Below are 16435 nucleotides of genomic sequence, written 5' to 3'. Positions count from 1 at the left end.
GGATATCAGACTATACCAAATCGGTCTTGATGGGCTTTGCGCCACCTATGACGCTGGTACCGTGAGCGCCAATATCGAGCTTGCGTCCTCATCGCTCGATGGGCCGGCAACTGATCGATTCTTGCATATCAAGCAAGACAAGGCCACCTGCGGCGGACGCCAATGGCCTCCTCCGCCTTCGCTTAGGGCATCGCCTCAAGCGTCCGTCGCAGGCCATAACGACACAACAGCCCTTGGGCAAGAAAGGAGCCGGTGATGTAGCGCACCCGAAAGGAGACGAAGACATGCACAAGGACATTTCAACATCAAAGGTGTTCTATCGTCCCATCGAGGCGGCCATCCGATGGGCTGGGTTGCTGCGGTATCTCCCGATGATCCTGGCCACGATCGCGTCACCGCGTGTCCTGCCTCGGTCGCTGAACTGCCCTCGATGGAATGAGTGCCGGCTGCACTCGGAACGTATCTATGACGGCATCCTCAACGGAGAGCTGCCCTACGGCAAGAACGGGATCACGCTCAATGATCCGAAGCTGCTCAATTCTCTGGATCTGACTGTTCGCCATGTCGATCTAAAACGCTGGATGCGCACCCACTATCCCGAGCACCGGCCAGGATTTCTGTTCAGCCGTGGCGAACGCATGGCGCATCCTTTCATCACCATGGAAACAGGACAGGCGATCCTCGTGGAGCGGCTGGCCCTTCAGGCCGCGCTTGAACAAGCCCGACGTGAGATGCGAGAACTGCAGGAGCAGCACGACACGCTACTCAAGCAATCCTCGGTGCTGTTGGCATCCAAGCAATGCGAGATCAGCGAACGGGCGGAAACGACCTATCTCAACATCATTGGAGGGATGTTGACGCTGATGCTGAGCCAGTCGCCTTCAGGCGTGCCCTATTCCAGCTTCAAAACGCAGGAGGCCCTTGTCTCTGCATTGGTCGCCCACTACGGCGGCACCATGGGCATCACTGAGCGCACCTTAAACGGAAAGTTCGCCAACGCTAAGAGGTACGTTCGTAGCGCAAGCGCATGAGGTTATCCAGCTTGTATGTGCAATCGCGGAGATTGCATTTGCAATGTCTTTCCGCAGCCAGGTCTATTGAATAGAGGTCACGCCAACAAACGCCACCGAGCGTTCAGGAGTGACCGCCATGTCGCAGACCCCTGTACTCCCGCCGAACGAGCGCCGCATCCTGCGGCTCGATGAAGTCGAAGCGAAGTCCGGCTTCAAACGCGCCCACATCTACAACCTGATGAAGAAGCGCCAGTTCCCTCAGGCGCTGCGCCTGGGCGTGCGCGCTGTCGGCTGGGATTCGATCGAAATCGACCAGTGGATCGCCGAGCGCCTCAACCACCGGACCTGACCCGCTCTCCCGCGGACTTCCCATTCCCAGCCGGAGAGCGCCATGCAGGTCGTGTCCATCATTTCAACGAAGGGCGGCGTCGGCAAGACCACGACGGCCGCCAACCTGGGCGGGCTCGCCGCGGACGCGGGCCTGCGCGTGCTGCTGCTCGATCTCGACGTGCAGCCCACCTTGTCCTCCTACTACGAACTGACCCAGCGCGCGCCGGGCGGCATCTATGAGCTGTTGGCCTTCAACGAGCGCGACCTTGGCCAGCTCGTGTCCCGCACGATCATCGCGGGCCTGGACCTGGTGCTGTCCGACGACCACCGGGGCGAGCTGAACACGTTGTTGCTGCATGCGCCGGATGGCCGCCTGCGGTTGCGGCATCTGCTGCCAGCACTTGCTCCCCTCTACGACCTGGTGCTGATCGACACCCAGGGCGCGCGTTCCGTGCTGCTGGAGATGGCGGTGCTCGCCTCCGATCTCGCGCTGTCGCCCGTCACGCCGGAGATCCTCGCGGCACGCGAGCTGCGGCGCGGCACCATGCAGTTGCTCGAAGACATTGCGCCGTACCGGCACCTGGGCATCGAACCGCCGCCGCTGCACTTGCTCATCAACCGCGTCCACCCGGTGTCCGCCAACGCACGGCTGATCCAGCAGGCCTTGCGCGACCTGTTCCAGGACAGCGCCGGCATCCGCGTGCTCGCCACCGACGTGCCGGCCATAGAAGCGTATCCACGTGCCGCAACGCGCGGCCTGCCGGTGCATCGGGTCGAGCACCGCCAGCCGCCCGGCAGAGTCGCCCCTGCCGCGCTCGACACGATGCGCGCGCTCGCCAGCGAGTTGTTCCCGCAATGGCAGGACCGACTGGCTCAAGTATCCGGCCGCCCGCAGCGACCTCTTGATCCTGGGAGGCCCCATGGCGAACGCACATGAGCTGGCCCGCGGCCACAAGCGGCTGCGCGCCCTGATCGAGTTCGCGGTCGGTGAGGGCTGGCACGTCAAGCGCACGCCGGGCGGGCACCTCAAGTTCACCAAGGCCGGCTGCGCGGCGATCTACACGAGTTCGACAGCGAGTGACCACCGGGCCGAATTGAACGCCCGTGCGCAGATCCGCCGCGCCGAGCGAGAGGCCCGCATGGCGCCGGCCGGCGGTCGTGGGGACTGCGAGGGGTGCGGCCATGGCTGACATGACCTCGCAGGACATGGCAGGCAAGCTGCTCGCGGCCGGCTTCGAGCGCAGCGGCCCAGCGGCTACGGCCTTGAGCGACCCGATCGCGGACACGCCCATGGTCGTGACGCTGGACCAGTTGCGGCCCTACGACCATGACCCGCGCATGAAGCGCAACCCGGCTTACGAGGAAATCAAGGCATCCATCCGCGAGCGCGGCCTGGACGCGGCGCCGGCCATCACGCGCAGGCCCGGCGAGGACCACTACATCATCCGCAACGGCGGCAACACGCGACTGGCGATCCTGCGCGAACTCTGGTCGGAGACCAAGGAAGAACGCTTCTTCCGCATATCGTGCCTGTTCCGACCATGGCCGGAGCGCGGTGAAATCGTCGCGCTGACCGGGCATCTTGCCGAGAACGAACTGCGCGGCGGCCTCACGTTCATCGAGCGCGCGCTCGGCGTCGAGAAAGCACGGGAGTTCTACGAGCAGGAGAGCGGCGCCGCCCTGAGCCAGTCGGAACTGGCCCGCCGCCTGGCGGCCGATGGCTTCCCCGTCCAGCGGTCGCACATCACCCGCATGGCCGACGCGGTGCGCTACCTGCTGCCCGCCATTCCCACTGTGCTCTATGGCGGCCTGGGGCGCCACCAGGTCGAGCGGCTGTCGGTCATGCGCACGGCCTGCAAACGCACCTGGGAGCACTACGCCAAGGACCGTTCGCTGCCGCTGGACTTCGACAGTTTCTTTCAGGAGGTGCTGGCGCAGTTCGACACGCAGGGCGACGAGTTCGCGCCGCAGCGCGTGCAAGACGAGCTGATCGGCCAGATGTCCGAGCTGCTGGGCATCGGCTACGACGTGCTGGCGCTGGACCTGACCGAATCGGAAAGCCGCCACCGGGCGCTGGTCAGTGACCCGACGCCACCTGCGGCGCAGCCGGCGTTGCCTTCGCCCACCGCCGGCACGCCGACTCCGCCGGGCGCAGCATCGTCCATCGCCACGCCTGCAGCGGCGGCCGGTCCTCCACCCGCCAGCCCTCCGGCGTCCGAGCCCACCTTGCGCCACGACGACACGGCGGTTGGCGAAGCGGCCACGGGAAGCCAGCCGGCCGCACCGGGCGATCTGCTTCGCGAGCACATCGTCTCGCCAGCACCGACGACAGAACGGCTCCAATCGATCCAGCGCATGGTCGCCGACCAGTTGGGCGATGCGCTGCCGCCCGACTTCTCGGCGAGCGTGCTGCAGTCCATCCCGGTGCAACTCGGCGGACTCTATCCGATCTCCGACGTCTGGTACATCGACGCCGGCCTGGACACGCCCGATCGGCTGCGCATCCACATCGCGCAGTTCGCGCGCGAGATCGCCGGGGAGGCAGGCCTGGACGAGTGCATCGAGGATCGCGCCGATGGCATCGGGTTTGCGTGCCGCGCCCGCGGCCAAGCCCCGTCGCCGCTCGGCCGCGCGGTGCTGACGCTGCTCACTTCCCTGACGGGTCAGCCCGTCGCCGAAGCGGGCCTGGACGGCGCGCAGCTCGCCGCCGACCTGCCGACCCTGTTGCACGGCCAGAGCCAAGGCCATGGCAGCGGCGCAAGGCGCTTGAGCGACACGGCGTTGGTCAAGCTCTTTCGGCTGCTGCGCCTCGCCCGGCGTCTGCTGGACCTGGAAGCCGGCACCACGGCGCCCGGGACGTGAGCGAGGGAGGCCGCATGTCCACATCGCATCCGCTCAACCAGGCCGTGATTGCCCAGGCGCTGTATGACCTTCGCAACGGCCAACTGCGCCGCTGCAAGGCCATGGGCTTCGGCGAGGCCGAGCTGGATGCGCTCAAGCACCCCGCGCTGATCAGCGTGCTGGCCAACGCCAGCGTCTCGTGGTGCTCGGTCACGGTCAACCGCGAAGTGCTGCAGCGCCTGCTCAACCAGGCACAGGACGTGGAGAAGGAAATCGCCACGGTCGATCGCATGCTGCGGCTGGGGGCCAGCACGGAGATGGTCAGCCGCTTCTATGGCCTGACCCATCAGGAAGTCGCCCTGCGGCGGGAGATCCTCGGCCTGCCCAAGCGCAAGGGGCGCCACCCCGTCCTGGACGAGACCCAGGACACCGAACTGTGGCGGCAATGGAAAGCCGTGACCAGCAGCAGGAACGTCGATCTGGAGGACGAGACCTCGATTCTCGATGCGGCCATGGACCTGGCCGAGGGCATGTCGCTGCCGCTCTCGGTGGTCTGGGCCGCGATCAGGAACTGGGTCGATCAGGGATTGGGCTAGGCCATGGCCGTGGACGACACCGCCCCACGAGCCCAGCGCCCTGGCCCCATCGCACTCGCCGACCTGTTCGACGCTGCGCTGAAGGACCTCGCGCCCAAGTCCAGCTCTGGCGCTCCCGCGTCCCTGCCTGCTCCAACGCCCACGCCTCCTACGTCCGGCGACGCCTTCCTGTTCAGTGGCAATCGGCACGGGAGCGTGCCGCGGCGGCTGTTCCTCGACCGCCGCCTGACACCGCTGGAGCGCAACGCCTGGCAGGTGTTCCGATTGATGCTCAACGACGATGGCGTCACGGCATTTCCCACCTATGAGCAGTTGCGCCCCTGGCTGGCGTCGATGCCCTGCGCAGGCCAGGCCTCCCATGAGACCGTGGCGCGGGCGCTGACGCTGCTGCGCCTGACGCGCTGGCTGAGCCTCGTGCGACGACGGCGCGACCCCAAGACCGGTCGCATCCTCGGCAACCTCTACGTCCTGCACGACGAACCGCTGACGCCGTTCGAGGCGATGCAACTCGACGCCGACTACCTGGCCCTGGTCAGCCAGTCGCTGGGGCATTCGGCCAAGGCCGTCCAGGTGGTGGGACTCAACACCCTCCAGGAGATCGCGGACGACCCGATGCTGTCCGGACGCACCTTGCCGTCGCGGCTGCAAGTGCTCGCCGAGCGCCTGGCCGACCAGGGCATCACCGCCTCCGAAAGTTATCCACAGGAGGATGCGGTCCACGATTCCGAAGAAGGGCCCGCGAGCCTTCTTCGGAATGGCGATCGCCCATCTTCGGAATCCGAAGCAGGGCCGAAACCCGCGCCAGACGGCGCTCTTCGGAATTCGAAGCAGGACCGTACAGTACGTAGTAGTCATATTGATGAAGTACGTACTACCGCGCAGGCGCGTGCGCTGGGCGACCTGCAATGGCCCAAGCGCTTCGCGGAACTGAAGGCGGAACAGCAGGCCGGAGCCAAGATGGCGTTGCAGCAGGTGGACGCTGCCCTGCGGCAGGCCGTGCTGGACGAATGGGCCGCACGGTGCGGCAAGCATGGCATCCGCAACCCCGCCGGTTATCTGTTCGGCATCATCCAGCGCGCCATGCGCGGCGAGTTCAATGCCTGGGCCAAGCAGACCGGCCCGGCACCGCCAACACCATCGGCGGCGCGAGCGCCACCAACCGAGCCGCCGCGCAACGTCGTGCCGCCCGAGGTGGCCCGGCAGCACATCGAGCGCCTGCGCGATCTGCTGCGCAAATCCTGAGCACAGGGCTTGTCAAAGCCGTGAAGTAGATCTCCATGGCGGTCGGCAGAAACGGTCCCCTGGGGACGGCTGTGCGGTGAAGCGCCGGGCGACGGCGCGACATGCTGCGCAAAACCTGAGTAGAGCGCATGCAAGACCATGAAGCAGACCTCCATGGCGCTCAACGGAACGGTCCCCTGGGGACGGCTGCGCGGCGAAGGATCGTGTCGAACGGCAGCGCGACGTGCGGTGCAGCACGCATACCGTCAACAACCGAGGACGGGAACGCCGATGTGAGTGCCCATCTGCGGAGCGGTCCCCAGGGGACCGTTGCGCGCTGCGCCGCCAGCGCGCACAGAACCGGGGGTCGGCTCATTTCGGTTTGTTGACTGACTGCCTTCCGCTGCATGCGGATGCTGGCGGCTCCCTGTCCACCAGCGAGCGATCACCATGGCAACCAGCAACGAACCATTGCAACTCAACCTCGGCTCCCTGCGCAGCGCGATGTCGCTGACGCTGCACACCCACCACGCCTCGCGCATCTGGCATGGCCGCGCCGCCGCCGAGGGGCGACCGGGCATCGTCGGCCTGAACGGCTACATCGCCGTCATGAACAAGATGAAGCGCGGCTCGGAGCAGGACGACCCATACAGCGACTGGTGGATGCTTCGCATCGAAGACAAGCTCGACCAGACCAGGACCACGCTGCAGACGCTGCGCGACCAGGTGGACCAGGCCCTGGCCGGCGTGCCCGCCGCGTTGACCCTGGGCGAGAACCTCAACGTGCAGCCCGTCAAGCTTCCGCTGTTCGTCAATGCGCAGTTGGGCTTTGCCGCCGTCTATCTCCTGGCCGACTACGACGACATCGCGCGCAAGCTGATCCTCGCCCACCACACCGCGCTGATCGATCGCTCGACGTTGGAGCGCTGGCTCAACGAAGGTGCCCACGCGCTGCGCAGCCTGTTCAGCCTGGCCCAGCAATACCGCTACTCGGGCTGCACCCGCGACGACTTCGCGGCCAAGAACGCCGCAGCTCGGGCAGCATTGGAGAAGTTCGGCGAACTGCCGCAGGACGTGCTCGAAGGCATGCGCCGCTCGAAGTTTGCGCCGCCCGTCGTGCGCCGTGGTCTGCAACAGCGTGGTGATAGCGCTGCCGCAGCCGCATCTCCCACCGACGAAGGCGCTGCCGCCGATTCGGCCGAGGCCAAGTCCACAGCCGCCGGCGAGGACGAACCGGCATGAGCGACCCGAACCGCGAACCGCGCTACTTCCGTCGTCTGGAACAGCCAGCCTTCATGCGGCTGGAACACGCGGCCTCTCTAAAAGGCCTTTTAAAGCCTTTTAAAGGTAAAGGGGACTTCGAGGCCTGGGCCAGCCAGTGCTTCGCCATGCGCGACGAGTTGATTGCCCTGGCGCAGCGACAGGTGCTGCCACAGGCGTGCGGGCATCCCTTCCACCTGCTTCCCGTCGAGCTGGCCCAGCAGACCACTGGCGCAGGCACGACCTTTCTTCGCTGGCGCAAGCACGATCGATCGGCCATGGGCGTGGCGTTGTGGCAGGAGCTGATGGCGAGCCCCAGCACGCCGGTCAACCTGCTGCACGACCTGCACGAGATCGAACTGCAGCGCGTCATGCTGAACATGCAGATCAGCCTGCTGCACACCCTGGGCAGGCAAGCACAGGAATGCGCCAGCAAGGCCGCGCAGGCGGACAACACCTACCTGCGCCGGCTCGCGTCCGTTCCTGCCGCAGTGCGCGATCGGTGATTGCGCCTGCCATCCGAGCACGCGCCCGAGCCCAACGAGGCACGGGTATTTCAACCACCACGGAGATTCCAACATGAGCACACAATTCATCGGCGAGGGCAACATCGGATCGCCTCCCGAGTACCGCGAATTCCCCAATGGCAACGACGATCCTCGCCGGTTGCTCCGGCTGAACGTGTACTTCGACAACCCCGTCCCCACCAAGGGCGGCGAGTTCGAGGACCGCGGCGGCTTCTGGGCGCCGGTGGAACTCTGGCACCACGACGCCGACCGCTGGCAGCAGCTCTACCAGAAGGGCATGCGGGTGCTGGTCGTCGGCCGCATGGAGCGCGACCCCTGGACGGACAACGAAGATCAGCCGCGTGAGACTTGGCAGGTCAACGCGCGCAGTGTCGGCATCCTGCCGTACCGCATCGAGTCTGTGGCCCTCAGCCCGAAGCCACAGGAGGCAGAGCCGAAGCCCCAGGCCACCCAGGAATCGACGGCGCCGAAAGAGACCAAGCGCAGGAAGTGATCGGGCATGGAGGGCGGCTGCCGCAGTGCTTCGCCGCCCTCCATGCGCTGCGAATTATCCCCAGGGGATAGCTCCACCAACGTCCACCGAGTTCCACGCGCGCTCCCGGAAATCGCGGCTCTCGGCCCGCACACTTCCGGCCACGCACCTTCCCCGCACTCGCCATTTCATCGGCGTGAAAGCGGTCGCTGCCGCATGCGGCTTGTTTGCTGCTGCCAGGGGCTGCGCTCGGCATCCTCGATCCCAGCAACTCCATGAACAACAGGAATCGGGATGGACGGATATGCGGCTGTTCTTGTGCGAGAAACCCTCCCAGGGCAAAGACATTGGCCGGATTCTCGGCGCCACGCAGCGCGGTGAAGGCTGCCTCAACGGTTCCGGCGTCACGGTCACCTGGTGCATCGGCCATCTCGTGGAGGCGGCGCCGCCCGAGGCCTACGACGAGCAGCTCAAACGATGGTCCGTTGAGCAGTTGCCCATCATTCCCCAGCACTGGCGGGTCGAGGTCAAACCGAAGACCGCCACGCAATTCAAGGTCGTCAAGGCGCTCTTGGCGAAGGCGACTCACCTGGTTATCGCCACCGATGCCGACCGCGAGGGCGAATTGATCGCCCGCGAGATCGTGGAGCTTTGCGGCTACCGCGGCCCCATCGAACGCCTGTGGCTGTCGGCGCTCAACGATGCGTCCATTCGGGCGGCACTGGGCCAGCTGCGGCCTTCGGCCGAGACGCTTTCGATGTACCACTCGGCGCTGGCGCGCTCCCGTGCGGATTGGCTCGTGGGCATGAACCTGAGCCGGCTGTTCACGGTGCTGGGGCGACAGGCGGGTTACGACGGCGTGCTGTCGGTCGGCCGCGTACAGACCCCGACGCTCAAGCTCGTTGTGGACCGCGACCGCGAGATCGCGCGCTTCGTGTCCGTACCATACTGGGCCATCGCCGTGTCCCTGTTCGCAGGCGGTTCGACTTTCGCCGCGCAATGGGTTCCACCCGATGCGTGCACCGACGACGCAGGCCGCTGCCTGCGGCAGCCGGTCGCACAGCAGACCATGCAGCAGATCCGCGCTGCGGGCAGTGCCCACGTCGTGTCGGTGGAGACTGAGCGTGTCCGCGAAGGCCCGCCGCTGCCGTTCGACCTGGGCACCTTGCAGGAAGTGTGTTCCAAGCAGCTTGGGCTGGACGTGCAGGAAACCTTGGAGATTGCCCAAGCCCTGTACGAGACGCACAAGGCCACGACGTACCCCCGCTCGGACTCCGGCTACCTGCCCGAGAGCATGTTTGCCGAAGTGCCCACCGTTCTCGACAGCCTGCTCAAGACCGATCCCTCGCTGCGCTCGATCATGGGCCAGCTCGACCGCTCGCAGCGCTCGCGCGCCTGGAACGATGGCAAGGTCACGGCGCACCACGGCATCATCCCGACGCTCGAACCGGCGAAGCTCTCCGCCATGAGCGAGAAGGAACTGGCCGTGTACAGGCTCATCCGGTCGCATTACCTGGCGCAGTTCCTCCCTCACCACGAGTTCGACCGAACTGTGGCCAAGTTTTCGTGCGGGGGGCAGAACCTGGCGGCCACGGGCAAGCAGGTTGTCATCCCGGGTTGGCGCCAGGTGCTCGCCGAGCCGCAGGCCGAAGACGGTGATGGCGAGGGCGATACTGCGGTCCGCGCCCAGGTGCTGCCCGCGCTGCCGAAACTGTATGAGGGCCTGGCATGCCAGGTGGCCGACGTCGATCTCAAGGCACTCAAGACGCTGCCGCCCAAACCGTACACGCAAGGCGAGTTGGTCAAGTCCATGAAAGGCGTCGCCAAGCTGGTGTCCGATCCCCGCCTGAAGCAGAAGCTCAAGGATACGGTTGGCATCGGCACCGAAGCGACGCGGGCCAACATCATCGGCGGCCTGATCGCTCGCGGCTACCTCGTGAAGAAGGGGCGCGCCATCCGCGCCTCGGATGCGGCTTTCACTTTGATCGATGCCGTGCCTGCGGCGATTGCCGACCCTGGCACCACCGCCGTCTGGGAACAGGCGCTCGACATGATCGAGGCCGGACAGCTCACCCTGGACGTGTTCATCGGCAAGCAGGCCGCGTGGATTTCGCAGTTGATTGCGCAGTACGGCAGCGCCTCCCTGTCCATCAAGGTTCCCCAAGGGCCGGCATGCCCGCAGTGCGGCGCACCCACGCGCCAGCGCAGCGGCAAGAGCGGCCCGTTCTGGTCGTGCAGCCGCTACCCGGACTGCAAAGGCACGCTGCCAGTCGAATCCGGCAGCTCCAAGCGCGGCGCCTCGCGCCCGCGCCGTAGCGGCCGCAAAGGCTCCTGACCGCCCCCGTTCCCCGTGAGCCGTGCCCGCCTTCGGCGGCGTGGCCCCTGTCCCGCACTCCGCCGCATGCCCTGCGGGACGCCCAGCGCGCAACGCCTTCTTGATCCGTGTGCGCGTCCCGCCCAGCCGTCCCCGGCCGCGGGACCTGAAGGTAGCTTCTCTGCGAGCCGCACCACGCGCGTTCTGTTGATCTGCGTTTCTTCCGCCCTCTGCGAAGGGTCTCCCGGTGGCTTGCCAGGCTGCACGAGCCACCGGGAGACCCTTCGTGGTCAGCGGTAATCGGTGCCGGTGCCCGCCGGTGCAAAAACGGGCTCCCTTTGTGCGCGGATGTGCGCCAGACGATGCCGGCCCCAGCCACGACATGGGCCGGGTGTGATTGCTTGATGAGCAGATGGTTCTAGCGACGACCGGGCCTGCCAATCAGCCCACGGGTGGTTCCTCTTTTCTCCCGAGCCGAAGGCCGTTGGGCCTTCGGCGCCATTCTCCTGCCCATCAACGTCCCGGCCCGGCCATTGGCCTGGGCCACACGAACAGGAGAGACGACATGCACCCTCAACCTTGCGCACCGCTGCTGTACGGCAGACGGAGGTCGAGAACGGCATGCCCGCCTATCGCGCGGCCATCGCCAATGGTACGCTCGGCTGCAGCCGAGGCCGTAGCCCAAAGGCTGGACTACCTCTTTTGCAGAGGTAAACCTCGGGATGAACTGGGCGAAAACATGCCTTATGTGCCCGCCTTACGGCGAGCTGTTTCCGATGCTTCGCGCAGGATTTCCCGCCCCCCATTCGCTGCGATTGCGGCCACGATGACGCCCAGCACCAGATCCGGGATGTTCGACCCGAACCCCATCACCAGCACCCCGGACAGCACAATCGCACCATTGACGATGGAGTCGTTGCTGGTAAAGATCGCTGACGCCTTGAAGTTCACATCTTCCCCGCGATGGCGGCGCAGTAGTCTGAGGCACACTAGGTTCAAAGCCGCGTTCAGCGCGGCCATGGCCATCATGGCTGGGCCGACAGGCTCTTCCCCTCCAGCGAAGCGGCGTAGGACTTCCAACAGCAGCAGCGCGGCCAGGCCGATTAGCAAGAAACCCGACAAGCGGGCCGCGCCCACCTTGACCGTTGCCGCACGACCGACGGCATACAGGCTAACCGCATAGACCGACGCATCGGCGAGGTTGTCCAACCCGGCGCCCATCAGCGCCGTAGAGCCAGCCCAGATGCCAAGGGCAATGCCGGCGGCGGACTGCGTCAGGTTGATCAGCAACACAGTCAGAAGAATCTTTCGGTCCTTCGCATCGCTCGCATCTAGGCGGCCCAACTCGTCGTTTTCGTGATTTCTGTGGTTTTCAGCCATGCATTGTTCCTTCCAAATCGATGGATGCTGAAGCCTGTAGCGGCTGGAGAGTCAAGGCGCAGATGCAACGAACTTGCCACAGGGTCTTCCCGGACGCCCTTGACTCTACCGTAGCTAGAAGGTTTTCCAATCCAGTCAGAGCTTTAGGACAGAACAGATGAGCACCAATGCGCCCCCTTCATTGCGACTGTCATCCGGTATGGCTGCTATCCACTGATCCGTGGCGCCACTGCGGTTGTGCTCTTCGGCGAGCTCGCGACCGGCCGGCCGTCTTTTCCGACGGAGCTACTCACAGTGATCGTCGCGCTCGCTTGTGCCGCCTTGCTAGAGGGCGGGCGGCCTTTCCACTCCCCGTTGAGCCAGTAGCGGCGTTCCAAGCTGTGGTTGGCCGTCGGCGCATGGCTCGGCTTCTTGGTCGTGCATCTGGCCTTCCAGCACTCCAATCTGGGATACCGGGTCGGGCCGTTGGGATTGTTGATCGGGGTGGCTGAAGCCCATCGCTGGCATCACAAGCGTGAGCACGAAGACGCCCAAGTCAACTACGGCGATTTCTGGATGCCCGGGGGCCACTTGTTCAGCGCTTTCCGGTCGCAAAAGCACACGCTGGGCGCCAAAGAGTGACACTCAAGAAAGATGGACTTTCCAATGGACTACGGCCCGCAGCTTGTCTATCCCTTCCGGAGCCGGCCAGCAGCGGCAAACGCTTGCGCTGCTGGCTATACGATCTTGCCCACGTCGCATTCTTGCGCGAGTCGGGCCTTGCGGCTTCTTGCGAAGCGATCGCGAGTTGCGTGGCGTGCCCATGAGTCGGGCCGCGTCGTGGCGCACTGCTACCTTGGCCTGCACCTGCACCTGCGCAGCCACGCCGCGATGCTCGGTCTGGCCTGGAGAACCCGTAAGGTGGCGGAGATTGCGGCGCGCAGGTCGTCCGGCTCGCGCTGGCTCCTGTGGGCCACGCCCTCGGTCGCACGCCGTCTCAAAACGTCAGAACCGCGCGCTTTCGCATGATGGAGCGCGGCACGTGGCTCTCAGAACTGGACCCGATCACTTCCAGCACCGATGACACGCTCGAGCTTCAGGCGGGCTCGGCCAAGCTGTTGAGAATGCCGCACTCGCGCGAGGTTCGGGCGCTATCGCAGGAGCGTCGCAGATCCATTAACTCGCGCTCCAAGGCGCGCAATTCCTTCATCTTGGTCCGCACTTGCGCGATATGAGCGTCGACCAGCGCGTTCACCTCGCCGCAGCCCAACTCTGGCCGATCCCGTAAGTTCAGCAGTTGACGGATCTCATCCAGCGTCATGTCCTTCGCCCGGCAGCGGCGGATGAACAGCAAGCGCTGCAAATGGACTTCGTCATAGAGCCTGAAGTTGCCCTCGCTACGTGCAGGCTCGGGCAGCAAGCCTTCTGACTCGTAAAAGCGCACGGTCTGCACCAAGCAATCTGCCTTCTTGCCCAGTTCACCGATCCGCATCATGGTTGCTTCCTATAAAAAAACTTGACTCTATATCTACTAGAGGTTTTCTAATGATGGCATCCGGGGAAAACCTTGTCAATGAAGAGCGATCTATGAACAAAGAACCTTCCAGCCCATGCGCCTGCTCCGGCGGCAATGGCCAACAGACGGCGTGCGCCAGTGAGCAGGCCAGCACTGAAACCACCGTTTTCCACGTGAGCAACATGGATTGCCGCAATGAGGAAGCACTGGTGCGGCGAACGCTGGAGGGCATGCCCGGTGTCGAGCGGCTCCTGTTCGATCTTCCGCAGCGTTTGTTGACCATTTCGCACCGCGAAGTCTCGGCCGATGCCTTGGAGCAAGCGCTGAATTCGGTGGGCATGAAGGCTCAGGCTGTCCGAGACGCCGCCGTGTCGACCACCTACCGCATCGAGAACATGGACTGCCCGAGCGAGGAGAAACTCATCCGCTCGCACCTCGGGGCAGTCGAGGGAATTCAGGACCTCGACTTCGACCTCGCTGAGCGCACCCTGTCGGTGAAACACCTCGCTCAGGCACGCGCGCAGATGGAGCAGGTCCTGGCCTCGATCGGCATGCGCGCCAAGGAGCAGACCTTCGGCCACACGGGGCCGATCGAAGCCGCGGCTGTGATCCCATCCTCGGCCCTGCAGCAGCAACCAACCGCTGCCGTTTCCGCGCCGCCGATCGGCGAGCGGGTGACGTACCGGATCGAGAACATGGATTGCCCGACGGAAGAAGCGCTGATCCGCGACCGGCTGGGCAAGCTGCCGGGTGTGACCGCGCTCGACTTCAATCTGATGCAGCGTGTGCTGGGAGTCCAGCACACGCTGGCGACCTCAGCGCCGATCGAGAAGGCGCTTGCTTCCATTGGAATGCAGGCTGCGCGGCAGGACATGCAGACAGCCACCACGGTACTTCGCATCGCGAAGATGGACTGTCCGACCGAGGAAAGTCTGATCCGCGGCAAGCTGCAAGGCATGCCGGGCGTGCAGGGAATGGATTTCAACCTGATGCAGCGCACGCTCACGGTTCGGCACACACCCGACGCGATCAAGCCGGCAGTCGAAGCCATCGAATCGCTGGGCATGGAAGCCGAGGTCCAGAGGACTGATGAGCCGCGCGATGCCCCGGTGGCCGCGCACAAGACCAATTGGTGGCCGATGGCGGTTTCGGGCGTTGCGGCGGTGGCCGCCGAAGGCGTGTACTGGGTCAACGACGGCAATCATTGGGCCGTGATCGTGCTGGCACTGGTTTCGATCTTCACCGGCGGCCTCAGCACCTACAAGAAGGGCTGGATCGCGCTGAAGAACCTCAACCTGAACATGAACGCCCTGATGGCCATCGCGGTCACCGGCGGCATGGCGATCGGCCACTGGCCGGAGGCCGCCATGGTCATGTTCCTGTTCGCGTTGGCGGAAGTGATCGAGGCGAAGTCGCTGGACCGCGCCCGCAACGCCATTCGGGGGCTGATGGACTTGGCGCCCGAGACCGCGACCGTGCGGCAGGCCGATGGCTCATGGACAGAGCTGCCGGCCAAGGAGGTCGCAAAGGGCGCGGTGGTCCGCGTGCGTCCTGGCGAGCGCATCGCACTGGACGGCCTGATCACCTCGGGTCGATCGGCCATCAACCAGGCGCCCATCACCGGCGAGAGCCTGCCCGTCGAGAAGGCCGAAGGTGACCAGGTCTTCGCCGGAACCATCAATGAGACCGGCTCTTTCGAATACAAGGTGACCGCAGGCGCCAGCGACTCGACGCTCGCGCGCATCATCCATGCCGTGGAGTCCGCGCAGGGCAGCCGTGCGCCCACGCAGCGCTTCGTCGACCAGTTCGCCCGCGTCTACACGCCGGCGGTGTTCGCGGTGTCCGTGCTGGTTGCCGTCGTGCCGCCGCTCGCCTTCGGCGGCGCATGGTTTGACTGGGTCTACAAGGCCCTGGTACTGCTGGTGATCGCCTGCCCCTGCGCTCTGGTCATCTCCACGCCGGTCACCATCGTCAGCGGCTTGGCCGCTGCCGCCCGACGCGGCATCCTGATCAAGGGTGGCGTCTACCTGGAGGGCGGGCGCAAGCTCAAGGCGTTGGCCCTGGACAAGACCGGCACACTCACACATGGCAAGCCCGAGCAGACCGACTTCGTGCCGCTGATCGGCGAGGCGCAGGAAGTTGCCGCCTGGGCCGCAAGCCTCGCGGCACGCTCGGACCATCCTGTGTCTCAGGCCATCGCCCGCAAGGCGAACCGTGACGGCATCGCGCTGCACGAGGTCGACGACTTCGCGGCGCTGCCTGGCCGCGGCGTGCGCGGCCGCGTCGCCGGGCGCATGTTGCACATGGGCAACCACAGGCTCGCCCAGGAGCTGGGCCTGAGCGAAGCGACGCTCCAGGCTCGGCTGGAGACCCTGGAGCGCCAAGGCAAGACAGCGATCCTGCTGATGGACGATGCGACCGTGCTCGGCATTTTTGCAGTGGCCGACACCGTGAAGGAAACCAGCCGTGAGGCGGTGGCCGACCTGCAGGCGCTGGGTGTGCGCACGCTGATGCTGACGGGGGACAACCAGCACACGGCCGCGGCCATCGCTGCCCAGGTCGGAATCTCTGAAGCCCGTGGTGACCAACTGCCCGAAGACAAGCTCAAGACCATCGAAAGCCTGGTCGGCGGCGAGGGCCAGGTGGGCATGGTGGGCGACGGCATCAACGATTCGCCCGCGCTCGCCCGTGCCGACATCGGCTTCGCCATGGGCGCGGCCGGCACCGACACCGCGATCGAAACAGCCGACGTCGCCCTGATGGACGACGACCTGCGCAAGATCCCCGCCTTCATCCGGCTGTCGCGTAGCACTGCGGCGATCCTCACGCAGAACATCGTTCTGGCCCTTGGCATCAAGGCGGTGTTCCTTGCGTTGACGTTCACAGGGCATGCCACCATGTGGATGGCTGTGTTCGCTGACATGGGGGCAAGTCTTTTGGTTGTCGTCAATGGGCTGCGCCTCCTGAAGTTCAAGGCGGCATGAAC

At 65.4% G+C, this 16435-nt stretch carries 16 protein-coding genes; 14 read left to right on the top strand and 2 right to left on the bottom strand.

Going from position 1 to position 16435, the window contains the following annotated elements:
- The first annotated feature begins 284 nt into the window (after positions 1-284).
- From AOZ53_RS09515 to AOZ53_RS09465, 11 genes are all read left to right on the top strand, one after another.
- Positions 285-1031, top strand: a complete 747-nt coding sequence (locus AOZ53_RS09515) for a hypothetical protein (protein WP_003120040.1) — start codon at positions 285-287, stop codon at positions 1029-1031.
- Between the two features lie 118 nt (positions 1032-1149).
- Positions 1150-1362 carry an AlpA family transcriptional regulator gene (locus tag AOZ53_RS09510; protein WP_003090093.1) on the top strand — a complete coding sequence of 71 codons (213 nt, stop codon included), beginning with the start codon at positions 1150-1152 and terminating at the stop codon, positions 1360-1362.
- Positions 1363-1404: 42 nt separating this feature from the next.
- A complete protein-coding gene (locus AOZ53_RS09505) occupies positions 1405-2280 on the top strand; it encodes a ParA family protein (RefSeq protein WP_003098988.1) in 876 nt (291 codons plus the stop codon).
- Positions 2264-2533 (top strand): hypothetical protein, encoded by a 270-nt coding sequence (locus AOZ53_RS09500; protein ID WP_003050422.1) that lies wholly within the window; start codon positions 2264-2266, stop codon positions 2531-2533. The genes AOZ53_RS09505 and AOZ53_RS09500 overlap by 17 nt, the downstream gene beginning before the upstream one ends.
- Positions 2526-4205 carry a ParB family protein gene (locus AOZ53_RS09495; RefSeq protein ID WP_003098985.1) on the top strand — a complete coding sequence of 560 codons (1680 nt, stop codon included), beginning with the start codon at positions 2526-2528 and terminating at the stop codon, positions 4203-4205. Before AOZ53_RS09500 ends, AOZ53_RS09495 begins: the two co-directional genes overlap by 8 nt.
- Before the next feature lie 14 nt (positions 4206-4219).
- Positions 4220-4780, top strand: coding sequence for a DUF2857 domain-containing protein (locus tag AOZ53_RS09490; protein ID WP_003090097.1), 561 nt, complete (start codon positions 4220-4222; stop codon positions 4778-4780).
- Positions 4781-4783: 3 nt separating this feature from the next.
- A complete protein-coding gene (locus tag AOZ53_RS09485) occupies positions 4784-6022 on the top strand; it encodes an STY4528 family pathogenicity island replication protein (RefSeq protein WP_005408896.1) in 1239 nt (412 codons plus the stop codon).
- Between the two features lie 429 nt (positions 6023-6451).
- Positions 6452-7243 carry a PFL_4669 family integrating conjugative element protein gene (locus AOZ53_RS09480; RefSeq protein WP_003098981.1) on the top strand — a complete coding sequence of 264 codons (792 nt, stop codon included), beginning with the start codon at positions 6452-6454 and terminating at the stop codon, positions 7241-7243.
- Positions 7240-7767, top strand: a complete 528-nt coding sequence (locus tag AOZ53_RS09475; RefSeq protein WP_003098978.1) for a DUF3158 family protein — start codon at positions 7240-7242, stop codon at positions 7765-7767. Before AOZ53_RS09480 ends, AOZ53_RS09475 begins: the two co-directional genes overlap by 4 nt.
- A 73-nt stretch (positions 7768-7840) precedes the next feature.
- Positions 7841-8281, top strand: coding sequence for a single-stranded DNA-binding protein (locus AOZ53_RS09470; protein WP_003098976.1), 441 nt, complete (start codon positions 7841-7843; stop codon positions 8279-8281).
- Positions 8282-8564: 283 nt separating this feature from the next.
- Positions 8565-10595 (top strand): DNA topoisomerase III, encoded by a 2031-nt coding sequence (locus AOZ53_RS09465; RefSeq protein ID WP_003098974.1) that lies wholly within the window; start codon positions 8565-8567, stop codon positions 10593-10595.
- 723 nt (positions 10596-11318) lie between these two features.
- Here the strand turns inward: AOZ53_RS09465 and AOZ53_RS09460 are convergent.
- On the bottom strand, positions 11319-11954 hold the full coding sequence (locus AOZ53_RS09460) for a cation efflux transmembrane domain-containing protein (protein WP_003098972.1): 636 nt from the start codon (positions 11952-11954) through the stop codon (positions 11319-11321).
- Positions 11955-12371: 417 nt separating this feature from the next.
- On the opposite strand from AOZ53_RS09460, the gene AOZ53_RS34975 reads away from it, so the two are divergent.
- Together AOZ53_RS34975 and AOZ53_RS34970 are read left to right on the top strand one after the other, a co-directional pair.
- A complete protein-coding gene (locus AOZ53_RS34975) occupies positions 12372-12575 on the top strand; it encodes a sterol desaturase family protein (protein ID WP_023657334.1) in 204 nt (67 codons plus the stop codon).
- A gap of 12 nt (positions 12576-12587) precedes the next feature.
- The gene (locus AOZ53_RS34970) at positions 12588-12962 is read left to right on the top strand and encodes a DUF3703 domain-containing protein (protein WP_055312603.1); all 375 of its coding nucleotides are present in this window, start codon (positions 12588-12590) and stop codon (positions 12960-12962) included.
- Between the two features lie 67 nt (positions 12963-13029).
- Here the strand turns inward: AOZ53_RS34970 and cadR are convergent, their stop codons facing one another.
- On the bottom strand, positions 13030-13428 hold the full coding sequence (gene cadR / locus AOZ53_RS09450; RefSeq protein ID WP_003098965.1) for a Cd(II)/Pb(II)-responsive transcriptional regulator: 399 nt from the start codon (positions 13426-13428) through the stop codon (positions 13030-13032).
- 92 nt (positions 13429-13520) lie between these two features.
- Here cadR and AOZ53_RS09445 point away from each other — a divergent pair, with 92 nt between their 5' ends.
- Positions 13521-16433 (top strand): heavy metal translocating P-type ATPase, encoded by a 2913-nt coding sequence (locus AOZ53_RS09445; RefSeq protein WP_003098961.1) that lies wholly within the window; start codon positions 13521-13523, stop codon positions 16431-16433.
- The last annotated feature ends 2 nt before the right edge of the window (positions 16434-16435 follow it).

This window comes from Achromobacter sp. 2789STDY5608621 (genome assembly GCF_001299375.1).
GTDB classification, from domain to species: domain Bacteria; phylum Pseudomonadota; class Gammaproteobacteria; order Burkholderiales; family Burkholderiaceae_B; genus Achromobacter; species Achromobacter insuavis.
The sequence above is the reverse complement of the archived record's forward strand: the minus strand, read 5'-3'. Positions and strand labels throughout refer to the sequence as shown.